This window comes from Halobacillus litoralis, assembly GCF_009856415.1.
Taxonomy (GTDB): domain Bacteria; phylum Bacillota; class Bacilli; order Bacillales; family Halobacillaceae; genus Halobacillus; species Halobacillus litoralis_C.
On record NZ_WMEZ01000004.1, the window covers coordinates 236,761 to 256,232 of the forward strand.

The 19,472-nt window shown below is 41.5% G+C and carries 21 protein-coding genes and 2 rRNA genes; 6 read left to right on the plus strand and 17 right to left on the minus strand.

Annotated elements, in window-relative coordinates:
- Position 1: 1 nt before the first annotated feature.
- Positions 2–442 (plus strand): YtoQ family protein, encoded by a 441-nt coding sequence (locus tag GLV98_RS12950; RefSeq protein WP_160915841.1) that lies wholly within the window; start codon positions 2–4, stop codon positions 440–442.
- 635 nt (positions 443–1,077) lie between these two features.
- Here GLV98_RS12950 and GLV98_RS12955 read toward each other — a convergent pair.
- Positions 1,078–1,578 (minus strand): DUF84 family protein, encoded by a 501-nt coding sequence (locus GLV98_RS12955; RefSeq protein ID WP_160915903.1) that lies wholly within the window; start codon positions 1,576–1,578, stop codon positions 1,078–1,080.
- Positions 1,579–1,725: 147 nt separating this feature from the next.
- Entirely contained in the window at positions 1,726–2,793 is a 1,068-nt protein-coding gene (locus GLV98_RS12960; protein ID WP_160915844.1) for a M42 family metallopeptidase, read from the minus strand.
- A 154-nt stretch (positions 2,794–2,947) separates the two neighbouring features.
- Here GLV98_RS12960 and GLV98_RS12965 point away from each other — a divergent pair, with 154 nt between their 5' ends.
- On the plus strand, positions 2,948–3,265 hold the full coding sequence (locus GLV98_RS12965) for a PepSY domain-containing protein (protein ID WP_075034533.1): 318 nt from the start codon (positions 2,948–2,950) through the stop codon (positions 3,263–3,265).
- 33 nt (positions 3,266–3,298) lie between these two features.
- On the opposite strand, the gene GLV98_RS12970 is transcribed toward GLV98_RS12965, so the two are convergent.
- Positions 3,299–4,153: a YtnP family quorum-quenching lactonase gene (locus GLV98_RS12970; RefSeq protein ID WP_160915846.1), complete on the minus strand. Its 855-nt coding sequence runs from the start codon at positions 4,151–4,153 to the stop codon at positions 3,299–3,301.
- Between the two features lie 69 nt (positions 4,154–4,222).
- Positions 4,223–4,867, minus strand: a complete 645-nt coding sequence (gene trmB, locus GLV98_RS12975) for a tRNA (guanosine(46)-N7)-methyltransferase TrmB (protein ID WP_160915848.1) — start codon at positions 4,865–4,867, stop codon at positions 4,223–4,225.
- Positions 4,868–5,116: 249 nt separating this feature from the next.
- Between trmB and GLV98_RS20020 the strand changes: the two genes are divergently transcribed.
- Complete coding sequence (locus GLV98_RS20020) at positions 5,117–5,302, plus strand: hypothetical protein (protein ID WP_202410053.1); 186 nt, start codon at positions 5,117–5,119, stop codon at positions 5,300–5,302.
- A 582-nt stretch (positions 5,303–5,884) separates the two neighbouring features.
- Here the strand turns inward: GLV98_RS20020 and GLV98_RS12980 are convergent.
- Positions 5,885–6,691 (minus strand): phosphotransferase family protein, encoded by an 807-nt coding sequence (locus GLV98_RS12980; protein WP_337193752.1) that lies wholly within the window; start codon positions 6,689–6,691, stop codon positions 5,885–5,887.
- Positions 6,692–6,849: 158 nt separating this feature from the next.
- A complete protein-coding gene (locus tag GLV98_RS12985; RefSeq protein ID WP_160915850.1) occupies positions 6,850–7,779 on the minus strand; it encodes a diacylglycerol/lipid kinase family protein in 930 nt (309 codons plus the stop codon).
- Between the two features lie 88 nt (positions 7,780–7,867).
- On the opposite strand from GLV98_RS12985, the gene GLV98_RS12990 reads away from it, so the two are divergent.
- Entirely contained in the window at positions 7,868–8,887 is a 1,020-nt protein-coding gene (locus GLV98_RS12990; protein ID WP_160915852.1) for an EAL domain-containing protein, read from the plus strand.
- On the opposite strand, the gene GLV98_RS12995 is transcribed toward GLV98_RS12990, so the two are convergent.
- Genes GLV98_RS12995 through GLV98_RS13015 form a run of 5 tightly spaced genes read right to left on the minus strand, consistent with a single transcriptional unit; the run spans position 8,874 to position 13,939 of the window.
- Entirely contained in the window at positions 8,874–9,791 is a 918-nt protein-coding gene (locus GLV98_RS12995; RefSeq protein ID WP_160915855.1) for an NERD domain-containing protein, read from the minus strand. The genes GLV98_RS12990 and GLV98_RS12995 overlap by 14 nt on opposite strands.
- A 1-nt stretch (position 9,792) precedes the next feature.
- Complete coding sequence (gene thpR, locus GLV98_RS13000) at positions 9,793–10,350, minus strand: RNA 2',3'-cyclic phosphodiesterase (protein WP_160915857.1); 558 nt, start codon at positions 10,348–10,350, stop codon at positions 9,793–9,795.
- A complete protein-coding gene (locus tag GLV98_RS13005) occupies positions 10,347–11,528 on the minus strand; it encodes an MFS transporter (protein ID WP_160915859.1) in 1,182 nt (393 codons plus the stop codon). The genes thpR and GLV98_RS13005 overlap by 4 nt, the downstream gene beginning before the upstream one ends.
- Positions 11,529–11,543: 15 nt before the next feature.
- A complete protein-coding gene (pepV, locus tag GLV98_RS13010; RefSeq protein ID WP_160915861.1) occupies positions 11,544–12,917 on the minus strand; it encodes a dipeptidase PepV in 1,374 nt (457 codons plus the stop codon).
- A gap of 2 nt (positions 12,918–12,919) precedes the next feature.
- Positions 12,920–13,939, minus strand: a complete 1,020-nt coding sequence (locus tag GLV98_RS13015; RefSeq protein ID WP_160915863.1) for a potassium channel family protein — start codon at positions 13,937–13,939, stop codon at positions 12,920–12,922.
- A gap of 184 nt (positions 13,940–14,123) precedes the next feature.
- On the opposite strand from GLV98_RS13015, the gene GLV98_RS13020 reads away from it, so the two are divergent.
- Positions 14,124–14,321, plus strand: a complete 198-nt coding sequence (locus tag GLV98_RS13020; RefSeq protein WP_370551134.1) for a DeoR family transcriptional regulator — start codon at positions 14,124–14,126, stop codon at positions 14,319–14,321.
- Between the two features lie 68 nt (positions 14,322–14,389).
- Here GLV98_RS13020 and GLV98_RS13025 read toward each other — a convergent pair whose 3' ends face one another.
- Both GLV98_RS13025 and GLV98_RS13030 read right to left on the minus strand, forming a co-directional pair.
- Positions 14,390–15,115, minus strand: a complete 726-nt coding sequence (locus GLV98_RS13025) for a pseudouridine synthase (protein ID WP_160915865.1) — start codon at positions 15,113–15,115, stop codon at positions 14,390–14,392.
- Positions 15,116–15,132: 17 nt separating this feature from the next.
- Complete coding sequence (locus GLV98_RS13030; RefSeq protein ID WP_160915867.1) at positions 15,133–16,740, minus strand: putative polysaccharide biosynthesis protein; 1,608 nt, start codon at positions 16,738–16,740, stop codon at positions 15,133–15,135.
- Positions 16,741–16,843: 103 nt separating this feature from the next.
- On the opposite strand from GLV98_RS13030, the gene GLV98_RS13035 reads away from it, so the two are divergent.
- The gene (locus tag GLV98_RS13035; protein ID WP_160915869.1) at positions 16,844–18,103 is read left to right on the plus strand and encodes an NAD(P)/FAD-dependent oxidoreductase; all 1,260 of its coding nucleotides are present in this window, start codon (positions 16,844–16,846) and stop codon (positions 18,101–18,103) included.
- Positions 18,104–18,382: 279 nt separating this feature from the next.
- On the opposite strand, the gene GLV98_RS13040 is transcribed toward GLV98_RS13035, so the two are convergent.
- The 4 genes from GLV98_RS13040 to GLV98_RS13055 all read right to left on the minus strand — a co-directional run.
- A complete protein-coding gene (locus GLV98_RS13040; protein WP_237417132.1) occupies positions 18,383–18,622 on the minus strand; it encodes a hypothetical protein in 240 nt (79 codons plus the stop codon).
- A gap of 67 nt (positions 18,623–18,689) precedes the next feature.
- Positions 18,690–18,959, minus strand: coding sequence for a hypothetical protein (locus GLV98_RS13045; protein WP_160915871.1), 270 nt, complete (start codon positions 18,957–18,959; stop codon positions 18,690–18,692).
- A gap of 188 nt (positions 18,960–19,147) precedes the next feature.
- Positions 19,148–19,261: ribosomal RNA gene (gene rrf, locus GLV98_RS13050) — 5S ribosomal RNA — on the minus strand.
- 89 nt (positions 19,262–19,350) lie between these two features.
- A 23S ribosomal RNA gene (locus tag GLV98_RS13055) occupies positions 19,351–19,472 on the minus strand; the annotation flags it as partial.

The window sequence follows — 19,472 nt, forward strand, 5'->3', positions numbered from 1 at the left end:
AATGGAATTAACTATTTATCTAGCAGGTCAGATCCATGATGATTGGCGAAATGAAATAAGAAAAAAAGCAGAAAAAGACAAGTTATCCATCCACTTTGTAGGTCCTCAAGAGAATCATGCGCTTTCTGACGATATCGGGGAAAAGATCCTAGGTGAACAGCCAAATAAAGTCTATCGTGACGATGCCGCATCCAGCGTAAATAATTTCAGAACACGTGTCCTGCTCCAAAAATCTGACGCCGTCCTTGCTTATTTCGGCGAGTCTTACAAACAGTGGAATACGGCTATGGATGCAGGTGCTGCCATCCAAGCAGGAAAGCCGTTGATTTTAGTAAGACCTGAATCTCTTGTTCATCCACTTAAAGAATTATCTAACCAGGCGGATGTAACCGTTGAAACTCTTGATCAAGCCCTTGAAGTCCTTACCTACTTATACGAATAAGCCTCTCATAGGTTATTAAAGTATCTGGCAGGATTGTGAAAACTTGATTTCGAGACTTTTGTGGGAGTTTAGGGGGCTGCGGGGAATGAATCGCTTTCCGCGGGAGCGCGGTGAGCCTCCTCGGACTGCGTCCTGTGGGGTCTCACCAAGCACTCTCTTCCCGCAGGAGTCTCCACATTCCCCTCCGCCCCTTTCCCATATTCAGTGACTCGAAACCACCTCTCGGATAAGTAGCTACCCACCTTGATGGGAGTATAAAGTTAAACTAGCCATTCCAGGAATTCATGAATCCTGAAAGCTTGATACAGAGCTCTTTATGCTTCTAACAACTGGATAGTGGAAGACAATCCAACTTGGTAAAGGGGTTCGTTTCTCATATACATGGAATGGGGTGATTGGGAAGCTGCGAGACTCCCGTGGGAATGGACCGACTGGCTAGACCCCGCAGAGCGAAGCTCGAGGAGGCTTGCCGTCATCCCCACAGGAAAGCGGGTAGCTTCCCAACCGCCCCTGACTGCCGATATGGCAAACGAAGCCCTGTTATCTTGAAACTGAGTCTTCCACAATCGGGATCTTATATAAACCAATGATTAGAGATAGGAAAAGGATGCATCTAATGAAGATGCATCCTTTTCTTATTGATGGTAGGACCACTGCCCTTTTAATAATTTCACTACATGAGTGAACATTTCTTCCCTATGAATGACACCATTTGTGAAAATACCGATAGCCCCTTCGTTTTTTCTTACATCGTGCTTATCCGTATATTCATCCATGACCTCTCCAAGCTCTTTGCCTTTTTCCAATCCTGCTTTAATTTCATCAGGAAGAAGGATACGAGCACCACTCGCTGTATAGACGTTCTCTTTACTGTCTACGAGTGCCCCCCAATTACATAAATAAAGGTCATCTTCAATCTCCATGACTCCACCTTCAAGCCCAATTCCTATATGAGCTTTATTTTGGGATGCACATTCCCTCGCCCGGTTGATGGCTCCCTCTAATGTCTCTTCATCAGAAAAAGGTTGAGCGGCAACTTTAGATTCTACTTCCATTCCGATGACTTCCATCTCCGGAAATACACTTTTTACGGATTCAATTTTCGTAGGGTTTTGGGATCCCACATAAATTTTCAGCATAGCGAGCACCTTTCTCCTTCTCTAGCCGTTTATTGCCATTATCTCTCTTGATTACGTTCTTCATACAAGATCAATGGGACATGTTCACCAATTTTAGCATAAAGTCACGCCGGCTGAAATCAGCTGGCGTGACTTCCATTTTCATTATACATTTCTTCTGATTTGGTCCACGGTGTTTTGATCTGTTGTTTTTACCAGTTTGACCAGGAGCTCTTTCGCTGCAGCATAGTCATCCACATGAATGATGGAGGAAGATGTATGGATGTAACGGGAACATACACCGACGACCGCAGATGGAACCCCATCGTTCGCCATGTGAACTCTTCCTGCATCCGTTCCCCCCTGAGAAACAAAATACTGATAAGGAATATCATGGGTTTCAGCAGTATCAAGAATAAATTCACGGATCCCTCTATGTGTAACCATTGAACGATCTAGAATTCTTAGGAGTGCCCCCTTACCTAACTGGCCAAACTCCTTCTTATCCCCGCTCATATCATTGGCAGGGGACGCATCTAACGCATAAAAAATGTCTGGCTGAATCATGTTTGCGGCTACTTGTGCTCCCCGCAGTCCAACTTCCTCTTGAACCGTAGCACCTGAATAAAGTTTGTTCGGAACCTTTTCACCTTGCAATTCTTTTAAGAGCTCAATGGAAAGGCCGCAACCATAACGGTTGTCCCACGCTTTTGCCAGCACTTTCTTTTCATTAGCCATCGGAGTGAATGGACAGATTGGTACAATAGGCTGCCCTGGCTTTATACCAATACTCTTGGCATCGTCTTTGTCATCTGCACCAATGTCAATGAGCATATTTTTAATTTCCATTGGCTTTTTCCGTTGTTCTGGTGTCAAGTTATGTGGAGGGATGGAGCCGATCACTCCTACTACAGGACCTTTCTCTGTCATAACCTGAACACGCTGTGCAAGCATAACCTGATTCCACCACCCTCCAAGGGTTTGGAAGCGAAGCATACCGTTATCCGTAACTTGTGTAACCATGAAACCTACTTCATCCATATGACCTGCCACCATGACAGTAGGTCCTTTTCCATTCTTTAATCCAAAAACGCCACCCAAACGGTCTTGTACAATCTCATCCGAGTACTTTTCAAGTTCTTGTCTCATGAATTGACGGACAAGGTGTTCATTTCCAGGCGCGCCCGGAAGTTCGGTCAATGTTTTAAAAAGACTTTGCGTTTCTTGATTCATATTATGTACATCTCCTTTTTTTCCTTCTTCCCATAGTTTAACGGAATTTTGAAAACGTTTCTACAAATGAGTCACGTTTATAAGTTTTGATTTCCTTTTATCGGGAATATTTAGTATACTGAAGATTAGAAATAAGTTGTGAGGTGATTGGTTGATGAACTGGAAAAAAGTCGCACTAGCAGCTGGTGTAGGAGCATTGGCAGGCTACGTAGTAAAAGAGCAATTAAGTAATGGCCAAGGAGTGACTCCTGAAAAAGCCTTGAAAATTGCTAAAGAAGCTTTTAAAAAGCAAGGACCGATCAGTGGGTCATGGATTTACATGAAGCCTGAAGAATTGAACAAAAACGGAATTAATTACGATGTGTACCGTGGAGGGATTTCAAAAAACCAGGACGGCGAAACATCTCAATTTGAATTTTACATCGATACGGAAACAGGAACCATTGTTGACGTTGCTGAAACTACAGCTTAAATACAAAAATACCCTCGTAACCGAGGGTATTTTTTATTGGTAGTGATGTTCTTTTTCATTAAGTTTGTCCACAATCTGCCCTTCCTCATCAAACTTCAAGGCTCTGTATATGGCATCATGGTAAAAAACATACCACGCACGACGTTGGTAACCATACTCCATCCACCTTTTCTTCTCATGAACAGAAGTTACAGGATAATCATCGTACGCAAGCGCCCAGAGCGGATTTTGGTGAGCGTGAGTTGGCATCAGATCTGCCATGTGAATAAATACATCCTCGCCATCTTCAAAAGTGATGATCGAATGTCCATGACTATGGCCACTCGTATGAATCATCTTCAGACCAGGTAGCACATCCAATGAATCTTTAAACGTATGTACCTTTCCTTCAACAGCTTCCCAATTGGCTTGCCAATACGTATTCTTCGACCTCATATTTGGATGGCGCATTTCATTCCATTCCACTTCACTCGTATAAATGGTAGCGTTAGGAAAAGTAGGAACGAGCTTTTCACCTTCCCATTTTGTCATTCCGCAAGCATGATCAAAATGCATATGAGTCATAAGCAATGCGTCAATCTCTTCTGGCTTGATATTTAAGGTTTCTAAACAATCAAGGACAGATGACTCTTCCCAAACTCCAAAATTCCGCTTTTGCTTATCTGTCATCTTTTCATTGCCTATTCCTGAATCGACAAGCATCTTCTTGCCATCAACCTCTAACAAAATTGGGTCTGTTCGCAATTCAATTTGATTGTTTTCATTGACGGGATATTTTTTGCTCCACAAAGGTTTCGGAACTACTCCGAACATCGCTCCTCCATCCATGTGAGTCACCCCACCATTAAGCCATGTCAATGAAGCCCGTCCCACTTTCAGGTTTTCCACCGGCAATCTCCTCCCAATAACAAAGATAGCTCTAGTTTATCATAATAACTAGAGCTAATGAAAACGGTATCATTGAGGGAAACGTGCTGTACAACGATAGATGGGCTGTCCTTTAGCAGAAAACTTTTCCTCATATTCTGTCTGCACATTTAAAGGGTCTTCATCTGCATGCAAGTCAACGGAGACATCTTCCAGAATCATACCGAAATTCGAAAAACTAACAAGAGAATACTCAAAGAGCCCTTTATTATCTGTCTTCAATGTAACTTGCCCTTCTTCCTTCAACACGGCTTTATATTGTTCTAAGAACGTATGGAAAGTCAATCGGCGCTTTTCATGTTTATTCTTCGGCCATGGATCTGAAAAGTTCAAGTAAATATGATCCACTTCGTTATCTTCAAACAAATCCCTTAGGTCTTTAGCATTTTCGTTGACCATACGGACATTGGTGGTTTCAGCTGCCAGCACTTTCTTGACCGCTCCGACAATCACACTCTTCACGAATTCCACTCCGACAAAGTTTATATCCTGATGCTGTTTTCCCATACCAGCAATAAACTGACCTTTACCTGAACCTATTTCTAAATGTAGGGGCTGATCTTGGTTATCGAAAAGCTCCTTCCATTTCCCTTTCATTTCAAACGGTTGTTGGACGACGACTTGATCATTTTCCTTTAAAAAGTCATCGGCCCATGGTTTATTTCTTAAACGCATGTAATGGATTCCTCCTTCTTATCGATAAAATGGTACCACGAAGCCGCTAAAATTAAAAATTTTTCTCAATTTCCTTGTTATATGAGGAAAAACAGACCTAACCCGTCTATATAAGAACATGCATGAGCTAATGATGCACCAATATGATTATCAACGATAAATTTAGAAATATGCATGGTTTATGGGGTTGGGTTGTAAGCGCTTACTGATATAGCATTAATATCGTGCCTTATTAAATAAACAGGAGTGATGATCGAAATTATGAAAATGATCTCTAAAACGATTGAACTGACTGTATTGGCTGTTTTCTCTGTCCTTTTCGCAGGCTATGCACTATTTATATACCCTTTTGAAAAACTATCTGAAATGATGAGCGCTGAAGTTAAAGAAAAGAAACTTAAATATACACCAGCTACTGAAAAAACCGTTGCGTAAGCATCGGTTTTTTTCATCAAACCCTCTCCTCTTTCACTAACGCTCCCTATTCTTGAAAACTCAGTTTCGAGATGTTTGCTGAGTGGAAGGGGGCTTCGGGGAATAGCTCGCTTTCCGCGGGAGCGCGGTGAGCCTCCTCGGACTGCGTCCTGTGGGGTCTCACCATGCACTCTTTTCCCGCAGGAGTCTCGCCATTCCCCTCCGCCCACTTGCCAGAAGAAATTCTCGAAACTACCTTCCAGTAATAAGAGCTTTTATGGTTAAAAATCCTATACCGGCGCAGATTAAGCAGGATTTTACAACACAACTAGGCAGGTTACTATAAGAGGGATTTCGAGAACCTCATTTGGTAAAGGGGCGGAGGGAAACGGTGAGACTCCTGTGGGAAGTGCGTGGTAGATGAGACCCCGCAGAGCGTTAGCTCGAGGAGGCTCATCACTCGCCCACGGAAAGCGAACCTTTTCCCGGAGCCTCTAAACTCCAACAAAAGTCTCGAAATCAAGTCTTACACAATCCTGCCATTTAGTTGAATATGTAAAAAATTTAAAAAGCTCCATCTGAATAAATTCAGATGGAGCTTTTTTATATGATTTCATGCTTTTTCATAATTTTCTTCAGCTTCTCTGTCCGGATGGAAGCTTCATCGTATTCGCCTCTCATTTGATGCCATTGTATGAAAGCTAATGCCTGCGATACAGAGTACCACTTCATTCGTTCAAACATATGAGAATCAGGGTAGATTCCATATTCTTTTAACCAGACGTTCCAATGATCTTCGGGGATGTAATTATACAAAAGCATTCCAAGATCAAGAGCTGGATCAGCTACCATTGCGTTATCCCAGTCAATAAGGTACAGCTGGTCTTTGGAAGACAACAACCAATTATTATGATTCGTATCGCAATGACAAACGACGTGAACATCATGGTGGACATGGTTGGCGTGTTTTTCTAAAAACTTAATGGCTTGATGAATTTCGATACGTGGGTCTACTTGATCCAGTACCTTTTGGTTTTCTTTTATATCTTTCAGTACTTCATCCGGTGTTAACGGATGTTTCCCGAGCCTCATGAGCATATCAAGAAGTTCTGTGGAATGGTGGATTTTGCTAAGAAGGTTTGCCACACGTCTATGTTTCATTTCCTCAGGCTTCAGTTCGCGCCCTTCCAGCCATTCCTGTGCTGTAATTACATCTCCGTTTTCAAGCCGTTTGGTCCAAACAAGCTTTGGCACAATACCTTCAGCAGATAAAACAGCTAAAAATGGGGAAGAATTCCGCTTTAAGAATAAGCGTTTCCCTTCGGTCTGAGCGTAGTAGGCTTCTCCTGTCGAACCGCCTGCTGGTGTTATCGTCCAATTACTACCAAGAATATGTTCCAACCAATTCACCTTCAATTCCTCAAATCCTCTTGTGATTGAATCACGTCTTTGTTTGTTGTTCTAGTATATCGTACTTTGGTAATGATCCAAAATTGTCATGATACCGATTCAACAGTTACCTTATTTTAGATTAACCCATCATTCTGTCAACTTTCAAGAGATATCTATCAATCCGAGAAGAATGTTGTCGATGTTTCCGCTTTCTTGATGCTGCAATCAAAGCAAGAGCCACTTTGACCGTCCACTTGAAAAGGAAGCGGTTGTTCTGAGCTTATATGTACAGAGGAAGCATTCCACTCTTCCACTTCCTTCATCTTTGTGTGCAAACCTAAAAATACGCTGATAAACATGGCCAGCAGCTTCTTTTTAGAAATCGGTTTGATTACAAGGACGGACATTTCTTTACTGTTTATCTTCGCTTTTGGGGCTATCTTCATTCCACCCCCATAATAAGGATGGTTGGTTATGGTCACCATCATGGCTTGATGGATGTTCATTTGTTTTCCATCAAGAAAAAGTTCAAAATGGACGGGTTTGGCCTTCGATATAGATCGAAGAAGAGCTATTGGATAGGTAAGTTTAGTTATATGAAGCCTTCTTGTCCATGAGCGGTATTTTTTCTGGTTGGCTGTCGCTACCACTACACCATCAAGTCCAAAGCCGATACTGTTTATAAACGTACGCCTACCATGCTTCTGCCTGTTATTAAGACTGTATCTTGCTAGAAAGACCTTTGGTTTCTTTGGACTTCTCATATAAGATCGAAACAGCTTTAATCCTCGCTTCTTCAAGGAAATCCCCCTGGCAAAATCATTCCCAGAACCCGCGGGTATGAAACAAACAGGAGTTTCGAAATAATTTCTTATTCCATTCACAACTTCATGGAGTGTCCCATCCCCTCCAAGGACAATAATTCCTTTCAAAGTCTCATGATGGATTTGGGTCACTTGAAGAGCCAGCCTTTCTGCATGACCGGGTTCTTCAGTTAAGAATGACCGACAATTCTCTTTTTTATAGAGCGGTTCATTTTGTATGCGTCGAAACAGGCTCATTGCTCTACCATTACCAGCTACTGGATTGACAATCATTATGTACATGAGACATTTCTCCTACTTATGAAATCATATCGTTATACAACGTACCTATTATTCTAGTATACTATTAGTAAAAAAGGAGGAATATACTTTGGCGAAGGATTGTCAATATTGTGGTACTTCTGTATTTATTCCGGAACAGGGAGCGTTAGTGTTGAACCCCAAACACATCAATCAAGCAGGAAAGGAACCTTCACTTCCTCTCAATCATGAGAGCCCGGAGGCAAAAGTTTATATCTATAGGAGTAAAGAGGAATTAAGACTTGCTCTAGTTGATTGGTTTGAAGCGTCTACACCAGATTATTGGATACATATTCTAAACACCGAAAGTTCTCAATCATTTCCGATATCTATTCGGCATTTATATGAAAGATTGCAATACCCTGAATTAGCGGATTTGATTCATTCCGGGCTCTTCCAATCGCACTTACAGCCGATTGTTGACATGAAACACAACCGTGTTCATGGATATGAGTCGCTGCTTCGGACGAAAGACCTTTCTGTCCCACCTGGGGAATTGTTTTCATATGCCAGCCGCTCTGGGCTCCAGTCTATGCTTGATCAAAAAGCACGAAGAACGGCCGTAAGAGCAAAATCAGAACACCTGAATGCCGGGGATAAGATCTTCATCAACTTTCTTCCATCGACGATTTATGTCCCAGAATTTTGCTTGAAGCACACGTTCCAAATCGTTAAAGAATTTAACATTGATCCAGAAGATCTGGTCTTTGAAGTCGTGGAAACAGAGAAAATCGATGATGTAGAACATTTAAAATCCATCCTCGAAACGTATAAAGCTTCAGGAATGAAAGTGGCATTGGATGATGTCGGTTCCGGTTACAGCACATTAGAAATGCTCAGTCTGCTTCAACCGGATTATTTAAAAATCGATCGTTCTTACATTCAAAATTGTCATTCGGATGTGAACAATCAAGCTTTTCTATTCGATGTAATGGAACGAGCGAAACATTTGAACATCCACGTTCTCGCTGAAGGGATCGAATTGCAGGAAGAATGGGAATGGCTTCAACAACTAGGTGTTGATTTTGGTCAAGGTTATTACATCGGAAAGCCTCAGGCTGTCCCAGAAAAGGAACTCATCCTTCCGTAAAACTTTCGTCCATGTCCCATTCCGGACGTTTCACAGCAATTGTCCGGCAATGTTTCAATAAAGCTTCGGCTACCTTCAATTGATTATGTTTCAAAGGAGCTCTTACCGTCCTTTTTTCATGCAACCATGAGGAATAACGATCCTTACCAATCCAGTCGGTTCTATATGGAACTTGTCCCGAAGCAAATGGTATGTCTTTAGATAAGACGACTTTACGATAGGGAAAGTCCAATTGATATTTATTCAGTACGCTTTTTACAAATGTTTCCGTTCTCCTGAGGGAGTGCATCGGGCTCAGTACCTTGCTTTGCACTCCTTCCTTTTCAATAAACCAACTACTTTCTGAAGTTGGATGAATGGCCTCGCCGTTTGGGTGAGACAGAAGGAAGATGATATCAATACCAGATGGACCGATAAGCAGATGGTCGATCTCTACTTCTGCGTTTTTCATTTGCACAACAGGCTCAAACATAAGAAGAAAGGTATCCGGAAACCGTTGTAAAAAAAATTTCAAATCAGAATTTTCCTTGTAAGAGGAGTCTAGAAACGATTTTTCCCTTAAAGTGGTCGTAGCCCATTTCAACTGAAAAGGGATTAAGCCATCTAAATAGTATTGTTTCAATTCTTCCATTGAGGAAGGAAAATCATCTTCGCTCACCAAATCTTCACTGTTTTCCTGGCCTTCATCTCTCAGTTTCTTTTTGAAAAACTTCTTGATCCCTTTTTCCCCATCTTCTGTTTTTACTGGCACTTCTTTTTTTGTCTTTTCGATCCACCCTTGCTCATACTTTTTTTTCATCTTATTCCAATGGTCATTTTTTAATTTTACATACTGGCTTGGATATTGATAGATATTCGTTTCATATCTGGAAATATAATCATTTAATTTAATCAGTTGTGCCATATTAAATCTTCTGACCACCTTTAATCGTCGCAACTGTTTCATATTTTGGATGGCTTCCAGGATGGATGCGGAAAATGGAAAATTCGTTCACAACCATTTCATACGTTTCAAGAAGGATCGAGCCCTCGGAAACCTCTATCAAAGGTGACCCCCCTTCTGGCTGCTTCTTCGCCAATGTAATATGGGGATGGAACTTACGTTTTTCCTTTTGAAAACCTAACTCTTCACCAATACCATCTACTTTTTCTTTCATTCCTAACAAGGAAGATGCCCTCTGCACTTGTGCATGGAAGACCCTCGGTCGCTTTTGATCACCGAACCCCCCGGCCGGGCCGACAGTTAATGAAAACTCATAAGGCCAGCTTTCATTTTTCAAAAGTTGGATATATCGTTCAATCCTATCATCGGAACAACTCCCAAGAAACTTTAATGTAATATGCAAATCCTCTTTCGCCGTCCAATCTTTATAGTTCATCGTCTCTCTAAGAATGGATTGCCAGTTCATCAATTCTTCACTAAGCTCAGAATGGACTTTTATACCAATAAAATAATGACTCATGTCATACACCCCTTCATTTCAGATTGAACCATTTTATTAACGACCAGAAGAATGAGGATCCCTAAAAAAGTCATAAAAGAAAACACACCATACATGAAAGATGCACTCCAAAAATCAATCACCAATCCTCCAATGAATGTAAAACTAGCATTCCCAAGTCCGTTCCCCACAGCTGAATATAGACCCACCGCCGTAGCTCTTACGTCGTCCGGGGCAAGTTCACGAACTAGAATGAGAGCAGCTGGTATGTAGAGTCCTACAGAGATCCCCTGGGCAACCGTCGTTGCGTAGACGATTGTACTGGAAGGCTCAAAATAATAAAACAACCATCTTAAGCAAGAGACAGATGCACTGAAGATGAGAATAAATAGGACACCAAAACGATTGATAACCATTTGAGCGAATTTCATGAATGGAGCTTCACTTCCAGCGGCAAGCAAAAAAGCAAGCCCCACACCTGAAAGTGTACCTCCTACAGCTAAAATAAACGTACCAAAATAATAATTATTCGCTAAGACCGGACCAAAGATGAGAAAGTTTGATACAAGAAAAAGCAGGAAGGGTTTTTCTTTGAGTAAGGTCGTTAATCCTTCTTTGAAGGAAACCGTCACCTCATCCGCTCGTTTTGGGAATTCGTATAACGTCAGTAAGGCGAAAAGTAATCCTAATGAAAAAGAATAAAAAATCCAATTCATCGAACCAGTTGCTTCTGTCAACCGTCCTAAAACAAATACAGCCACAGCGAAACCTACGGCTCCCCAAAGCCTGATATTGCCATATTCCTTTCCATTCCTTTGGACAAAATTCAAGGATAAGCTGTCAGACAAAGGAACGATCCCTGACTGAAACAACGCAATACAAATGATGCCTAGTAAGAGAATGGGGAACAACTGCAACCAAGGATAAAAGATTCCCAGCCCGGAAGCAAAAATGGAAGCGATCATCAATAACCGTTTTGGATTCCTTGTATAGTCACTCAGCATCCCCCAAACCGGTTGTATAAAAATGGTGACCAGGGGAAGGGCTGCGATAACGATTCCTATTTGTGTGTGACTAAGCCCTTTCTCCTCTTCTAAAAAGACAGATAACAGAGGAAAGATTGAACCGAAGGCAAAAAAAGTAAAAAAGTAAAACATCTGAATAAAGCGATATGTTTTCTCTACAGATTGTTCGGGCATCACGTGTCCCTCTCTTTATACTGTCAATTGATATAGACTTCGGGCGTAGATTTCAATGGCTTTGACCATATCGGAAATCCTTACATGTTCGTCCTTTTGGTGAGCTGTATCCGGACTATCATCGAACAAAGCCCCAAAAGCAACTCCCGCTTCAAGGGCTCGCGCATAGGTCGCCCCTCCCATCGTCTTGGCTTTTGCTTTTTCACCTGTGACCTCGTTATAAACAGAAAGCAATGTTGTTACAAACGGATGATCCTTCTCAAGATGGATCGATGCCAGATGGTCATAAACTTCATACGTGCCCTCATTTTTTGCAGCAAGATCTTTTAATTTCTGATCAATGGCACGATAATCTGCACTCACAGGATACCTAAGGTTGAAACCTAGCTTACACGTATGCTCATCCATAGCGATTGATCCAAGGTTTGAAGTGAGAGCACCTGAAACTTCATCCTTTTGCTTTACATTCAACCCTTCCCCATCGGTGGTTGCAAAAGCCTTATAGATCCTTTGTATAAACGTTTCATACTCACCATTCACCGGAAGGGATAGGAGGAATCGTAATAGGGCAGTGATGGCATTCAGACCTTCTTCTGGTTTGCTTGCATGCACGGCATTCCCATTCACTTTCACCTCATACTGTCCGCCTGTAGCCTTTATTGTTCCCTCAAGCTTGTGTTTGGCTAAATAATCGTTGAAAACCCTGTCTACATTCATGGGGGATTCAATCCGTGCCACTGCCTCATCAGGGACCATATTTAAACGGTCACCACCATGAACGGAGATCACCTTTGTTTCCCCCTCAGTTTCAGGTACCTGATAGGTAATGTAGCTGTCTAACAACCCTTTTTCGGCATGAATGACGGGAAAGGAGGCATCGGGGGTGAACCCTAGAGAAGGCATCGATTCCTTCTTAAAATAATGATCGATCCCCTTCCAATCTCGCTCTTCGTCAGTACCAAGAATCAATCGAATTCTCTTCTTCGGCTCGAACCCTTGATCTTTTAAAAGTTTCAAAGCGATGTAGGCAGCCATCACAGGCCCTTTATCATCTTGAGCACCTCGGGCGTATAACTTCCCATCCCTTATGGTCGGTTCAAAAGGGGATGTGGTCCAACCAGCTCCTGCTGGGACGACATCCAAATGCCCTAGAACACCAATGATTTCATCTCCTTCTCCGAATTCAATGTGGCCGCCATGTCCATCAACATTCTTGGTAATAAAACCGTCTTCTTTCCCGATACTCAACATTTTTTCCAACGCATCATGAATAGGTTTGCCATAGGGATACACGGGGTCTTCCTCGAATACACTCGGAATTTTAAGCAACTCCATCACGTTCTCTAAATATTCTTTTTCGTACTTCTCACTCAATGCATGAAAGTCCATACTCATTCTCCTTTACTAAGAATTTTCTCATATGTCGGTTTGTCACATACAGCATATAACTCTGCATCATCCGGTAGAGGTTCATCCAATTTGCGATTGATAGTTAGATCATTTCGATCTGCAATTAGTGTCGCACCATCATCAAGTAAAGATTGAAAAGCATCCCGATAGGTTCTCCAACTGCCTTTTTTGGGAATGTAATATAAGTCTTCGCCTACCGATCTCTTCAGCAACTGTCCATAAATGCCAGACACACCTTTTCTGAAAGCTGAACGTACGGCAAGGGAAGAAATCGTTTCATTGGAAACGATGAATTCATCAATTTGGGCATGCTTGAAGTTTTTCACGTGTTTTTCTTCCATGATTTCCGCAATGGTATGAACATTCGGAGCAACGGTTTCAATAGAAGAAGCAATTAATAGTGTTTTCCCATCTGTCATTTGTTCATTTCCCATTCGCTCATCTGCAAAGATAAGTACGGCTTTTGCTTGAGAAATATTTGCCTTTTCCAGCGTATCTTCATCTGAGGCATCGCCTTTTATGTAGTGGATGTTTTCCGTAAGAATGGGAGCTTCTTTTAATTGATCAATGATGACAATATTGCAATCCTTATTTGTTTCCATCATTTCCTTTACCGCGAAACGGGCTTTTTGAGACCATCCAATAATGACGAAATGACCGCTCTCTTTATACACAATATCACCTTCCAGTCGTTTTTTTCGAAAAATGGCTAAGCCATCAATAATTTTTCCTATCACAATACCAATAAGACCAATACCTATGACATATAATAGTATCGCAATGGAACGTCCTGCCACCGTCACCGGAAAATAGTCACCATATCCTACAGTCGTAACTGTCGTCATCACCCACCAGAAGCCATCAAAAAGAGTTGGGAATGTATCATTTTCTACAACCACAATTAAAATACTTGAGAAAAGGATAAGAAGAGCACTCGCAGTAAAAAGGACAGTATTGTTTACTTTTACCATTTTCAAAAAGATCTTCCGAAGTAAAATCATAGTTCGAGCCTCCTAACTTTTAATATTTTGTAAATTAGATGAATAATCTGTAAATTAAAACGATTATAGTAGCACGTTCCGTCTCATTATTGTAGAATGAAACCAACTTCAGAGATTCACATGCACCACAAGTTCCATACAATGACGATTAAGGAGTGGTTTTTTGAATCATCCATCATCCCGCATGCTCAATCGGATTAAAGCTGTTTATCTCTATATTAGAGACAGGGGAACAGTATCGACTAATGAGTTAGCTGACGAGTTCGGTATCACTGACCGAACGATGCAGAGGGACTTAAGCATTTTGGAATACAACGGGCTTGTATCAAGTCCGCACCGTGGAAAATGGACAATCACTGAAAAGAAAGTCAAAATATCATAAAAGATGAGGATATAGATGACACCCGGAAAAAATTCCGGGTGTTTTTTTGGTTCATCATTCAAAGCTGTCTACTGTTCCAAGTTTGTGATTCCCATCAAATAGTCAATTTCTTCATCTGTCAATTCTCTGTACTCTCCAAGGTCAAGATTCTCATCCAGCCCAAGTTCACCGATCATCACCCTTTTAAGATACGTCACCTTCTTATCAACGGCTTCAAACATGCGTTTCACCTGGTGGAATTTACCTTCGGTGATGGTCAACTCTATTTCGGAAACATCACCGGATTCGATAATGACTAACTTGCCTGGTTTGGTATGGTATCCATCATCCAGGGTGACCCCTTCAGAGAATTTCCTTATATCCTCTTCTGTTACCTTTCCATCAATGACAGCGAAGTAAGTTTTCCCGACATCTTTTTTAGGAGAAGTTAGTCGATGATTAAGCTGCCCATCATTCGTAATCAACAACAAACCCTCTGTATCTTTATCCAGTCGGCCGACAGGAAAAGGGTCAAACACCTGGTCCTCTGGCTGCAAAATATCAATGACTGTTGGATCATGCGCATCTTCCGTCGCAGATATTAAATCACCTGGTTTGTTCATCATTAAATAAATGTATTCTCTATACTCCACTTCCTCTCCCATTACCGTAACCAGATCTTCACTAGGATTCACATGGGTTTTCGGGCTTTTTTCGGGGTTTCCATTAATTCGCACGTTTCCACCCTTCAGAAGAGCTTTCACTTCTTTTCTCGTGCCATATCCCATATTGGCTAAAAGCTTATCAATTCTCATTTTCGGCAAACCTCCTTTTATCCTCTTTTTAAAAATCGATCCAATACACGTACACGATTGCCTAAGATACGCTCAAGCAGTGTTGTTTGATAGGTCAACCACAGGTAAACAAGACCTCCAGCACCTATACTCAAGAACAGAACAATCAGTGCATCCAGTCTACTTTCCATAGGATCTAAAATAAAACCAAGCACCCATTTGATAAAGAGCACTACAAGGGCCATGATTGTTGTTAAAATCAGAACGAGTAACGTCCTCTTAAACAACTGTTGGTAGGAAAATTCAATGGAAGTGAAAATACGTCCAAAGTTAAGGATAACCGCTGCAGACACACCGATGCCTGTTGCAATGATTGCTCCTTTTGCTCCAAATAGTTGAATGAGCCACCAGTTCAGTCCAAGTTTTAAGAGAATACCTGTCCCAAGACTTATGACAGCAAAGTTCTGTTTATTGATCCCTTGTAGGATCGATGAAGTTACTGTATATAAGGCCAAGAACAATCCGACAGGTGCATACCAACGTAATAGATCCCCCCGATACTCCAGATCCTCAACTCCATAGAATGTACCATAGGCCTCGAACGCAACGACTGAAAGTCCGACGACAGCTGGAATGATTAATAAGGCAACAATTTGTAATGCCTGGTTAATCTGATGATTTAAACGGTTCATCTCATTTTTAGTAAAAGCCTGAGTGATGGCCGGTAAAAGAGCTAATGATAAGCCAAGGCCCAGCGTAACCGGAATCATGATCAATTTATGACTCAGAAAATTGATAATCGAAAAAGCATTGTTATATTCCAAACCAGAAGCTTTGATCGCTTTTTCTAATGTGAACTGATCGACAAGCTGATATAGTGGTGTAGCAATACCCACTAAGATGAATGGGCCTGCATAGGCGAATAACTCTTGGAACATCTCCTTGTTGGATAAACCGTACGTATACTCTTGAGCCTCTAACTGACGATCCAAGAATGGTTTTCGCTTTCTCCAATACCAATAGAGGACGACACAAGAAGCAACTCCACCAATGAATGCAGCGAACGTTGCAAAACCGACGGCTTGAGGAATCGGCCCTTGTAGAACTTGAACAATAATAAAGACAGACGCCAGTAAGAACACAATTCTTACAATTTGTTCGATCACTTGTGAAACAGCTGTAGGCGCCATGGATTCATGTCCTTGAAAGAATCCTCTGGTAATACTCATTGGTGGAATGACAAGCAGTGCAAAACTGACCATTTGTATGACCATCGTGGCATGTCCAAGTCGATCAGAGTTTTCACCAATCGTCCATGCAGCCACCTGTTCTGCAGAAAAGAATAAAATTAAGAATGCCAATACACCAGTAATGGACATAAGAGTCAAACCAGCTTTTAACATCTTTCGACCTGTTTCATAGTCCCCTAAGGAGTTATACTTTGACACAAACTTGGAGACAGCTACAGGTACCCCCAGACTGGAAAGACTGAGTAATATGCTGTAAGGGACGTAAGCAATGGAAAATAAATCTGTGCCTTCCGTACCTACCATATTTTCAAACGGAACGGTATAAATCATTCCTAGAAACTTTGACAAAAATGTTCCGGCCGTTAATAACATCGTACCTTTAAGTATCTTTGACATAATTCGCTTTTCACCTTCAATTTTATTGTAGAATCGACCTCATCTATTTTATCATAGATAAAGGAAGAACAAGGAACGAATGACCTAAGAAAGGAAGACATCCATGACTTACCAAGTAACTGTCATTGGTGGAGGACCATCAGGACTCATGGCTGCGATTGCGGCTGCCGAGCAAGGTGTCGATACTCTACTGATTGATAAAGGAAGAAAACTAGGAACAAAGCTTGCTATATCGGGCGGAGGAAGGTGTAATGTCACCAACCGCCTTCCAGAAGATGAAGTGATCAAACACATACCGGGGAATGGAAAATTTTTGTACAGCCCTTTTTCTGTATTCAATAATTATGACATTATCGATTTTTTCGAAGGTCTGGGCGTCGCATTGAAAGAAGAAGATCACGGGCGAATGTTCCCTGTCAGTAACAAGGCCAAAGATGTAGTCCAAGCCCTTTTGAATCGTATGGAAGAGTTGAATATTGAAGTGCGTACAGAAACTCCTGTGGACGCCATTCATTACGGAGAAAACGAACACCAAGTTATTTTAAAATCAAAGGAAAAGATTGTGACCCGATCCCTGATCCTCGCAGTAGGTGGTAAAGCTGTACCCCATACGGGCTCGACTGGGGATGGATACGCATGGGCGAAAAAAGCGGGACACACCATCACGGAACTTTTCCCTACAGAGGTGCCCCTTCTTTCCAAAGATCCATTTATTAAAAACAAAACATTACAAGGTCTCTCACTCAGGGACGTGGATGTTTCTGTTTTAAATGAAAAAGGAAGAAAGATCGTTACACACCGGATGGACATGCTGTTTACTCATTTTGGGTTATCAGGTCCGGCGATTTTAAGGTGCTCTCAATATGTGATGAAAGAATTCATGAAAGGACACCGACCTGTAACCATTGAAATTGATGCGCTCCCTGATGAAAAAGAAAATGTTCTATTAGGCAAGCTTCAAAAAATGATGGAAGAACATTCAAAGAAAACATTCAGAAATGTAATCAAAGGCATGGTGCCGGAACGACTGCTTGATTTCGTTCTTGAAAAATCTGAAATATCTCCGGATGAAAAATCAGCGAACATCTCAAATGAAAAATTACGGAATTTCACACATATGTTGAAGAATTTCCATGTGCATGTTCATGACTCTCAGCCGATTGAAAAAGCCTTCGTCACAGGAGGTGGTGTGTCCATAAAAGAAATCATCCCGAACACGATGCAATCCAAGCTCATGGAACGCCTCTATTTCTGTGGAGAAATCCTTGATATCCACGGGTACACAGGTGGATACAATATCACCTCTGCCATGGTCACCGGCAGGGTCGCAGGGATGCACGCCGCCTGGGAAGCGATGGCATAACTTTAAAAGAGCAGTAGCTTCAATACCTTGTTTAATGTCATGGCAAGAATGAGGAAAAATCAATTGGGAGATATTTGTGTGAGTGGATTTGGCTGCGGGTTATGGAATAGAAGTAGCGATCCTGCAGGATGAAGTACGAGGAGGCTTGCCAATCCAACGGAAAGTGAGTCGCTTCCCTCACCTCCATATCCTCATGCAATAGTCTCAAAACGGAGGCTGCAAGAATAGGGAGCTACCAGCTGAATAATGGTTGAATAAAAAGAAGAAGTCGAGAGAGGGTTAGCCCTTTCTCGACTTTCTTTGTTCATATTCTCTCAATCTACCTAATTCTGCATTGATTAAATGTTGCATTTCTTCACGATCCTGCTGAGAAACAAAAGGATCAGCTTCATCCCAATCCACCATATACACAATATAGAACCTTCGTATTCGTCTAAAATATACTGTAGAATGCGGAAACTTATCAAAATACCCTCGGACCATTTTTCTTCTCGAGTAGCTCCAGCGCACTAGTTGCATAGGGGTCCCTCCGAACATACATTCTCTTACTCAGTATAACGAGGAATACTAAGAAACTCAACAATTTTTACCAAATAAATACAAGACCTAAATAGGCAAAAAGAAGACTGCTAGATAAATATAAGAATCCATACGTTTTTAGCCTCTCATAGCGGTTGGTAATGCCGAATACTCCGACGAATGCCAGCCAAACAATAATCCCTACAAAGAAGATATGTTGAAGAAAACCGATTTCCTCTTTTAACGATACGAAATAAAATCCAATTGGGATCAATAAAAACATGACGGCATACTTCCAATTCCAAAAAGTATTCCTCTTCCTCACCAATTCGGCCATTCTCTACACCCTTCCCCTCATAAATAAATCCTTTTTCATCATTTCAGTTTTGCTTACATGTAATCAACTGTTGGCTTAGCTTAATAAAACTTACAAATGTTATGTATATTATTATCTTATCAAATATCTCAATGATATCCATAAAAAAACAACCTTTCAGAAATGTTCCTGAAAGGTTGTCGTATATGATATGGCGGCGTCCTACTCTCACGGGGGTAAACCCGACTACCATCGGCGCTGAAGAGCTTAACTGCTGTGTTCGGCATGGGAACAGGTGTGACCTCTTCGCCTTCACCACCACATCAATATAAAGTTTGAGGTGAACCCTCAAAACTGAATAAGGAAACATCTTTTATGAAAAGGTAATGTCATTCACGAATGATTCAATCAGATAGATAAGTCATCGATCCATTAGTATCCGTCAGCTCCACGTGTCACCACGCTTCCACCTCGGACCTATCAACCTCATCGTCTCTGAGGGATCTTATTTGCTTAAAGCAAAGGGAAATCTCA

Coding starts and splice junctions, on each gene's coding strand:
- GLV98_RS12950 (WP_160915841.1), top strand. CDS start 2: ATGGAATTAACTATTTATCTAGCAGGTCAGATCCATGATGATTGGCGA.
- GLV98_RS12960 (WP_160915844.1), bottom strand. CDS start 2,793: ATGAATCAAGAAACGCAAAGTCTTTTTAAAACATTGACCGAACTTCCG.
- GLV98_RS12965 (WP_075034533.1), top strand. CDS start 2,948: ATGAACTGGAAAAAAGTCGCACTAGCAGCTGGTGTAGGAGCATTGGCA.
- trmB (WP_160915848.1), bottom strand. CDS start 4,867: ATGCGTTTAAGAAATAAACCATGGGCCGATGACTTTTTAAAGGAAAAT.
- GLV98_RS20020 (WP_202410053.1), top strand. CDS start 5,117: ATGATCGAAATTATGAAAATGATCTCTAAAACGATTGAACTGACTGTA.
- GLV98_RS12985 (WP_160915850.1), bottom strand. CDS start 7,779: ATGTACATAATGATTGTCAATCCAGTAGCTGGTAATGGTAGAGCAATG.
- GLV98_RS12995 (WP_160915855.1), bottom strand. CDS start 9,791: ATGGCACAACTGATTAAATTAAATGATTATATTTCCAGATATGAAACG.
- thpR (WP_160915857.1), bottom strand. CDS start 10,350: ATGAGTCATTATTTTATTGGTATAAAAGTCCATTCTGAGCTTAGTGAA.
- GLV98_RS13005 (WP_160915859.1), bottom strand. CDS start 11,528: ATGCCCGAACAATCTGTAGAGAAAACATATCGCTTTATTCAGATGTTT.
- pepV (WP_160915861.1), bottom strand. CDS start 12,917: ATGGACTTTCATGCATTGAGTGAGAAGTACGAAAAAGAATATTTAGAG.
- GLV98_RS13015 (WP_160915863.1), bottom strand. CDS start 13,939: ATGATTTTACTTCGGAAGATCTTTTTGAAAATGGTAAAAGTAAACAAT.
- GLV98_RS13020 (WP_370551134.1), top strand. CDS start 14,124: ATGCTCAATCGGATTAAAGCTGTTTATCTCTATATTAGAGACAGGGGA.
- GLV98_RS13025 (WP_160915865.1), bottom strand. CDS start 15,115: ATGAGAATTGATAAGCTTTTAGCCAATATGGGATATGGCACGAGAAAA.
- GLV98_RS13030 (WP_160915867.1), bottom strand. CDS start 16,740: ATGTCAAAGATACTTAAAGGTACGATGTTATTAACGGCCGGAACATTT.
- GLV98_RS13035 (WP_160915869.1), top strand. CDS start 16,844: ATGACTTACCAAGTAACTGTCATTGGTGGAGGACCATCAGGACTCATG.
- GLV98_RS13040 (WP_237417132.1), bottom strand. CDS start 18,622: ATGCAACTAGTGCGCTGGAGCTACTCGAGAAGAAAAATGGTCCGAGGG.
- GLV98_RS13045 (WP_160915871.1), bottom strand. CDS start 18,959: ATGGCCGAATTGGTGAGGAAGAGGAATACTTTTTGGAATTGGAAGTAT.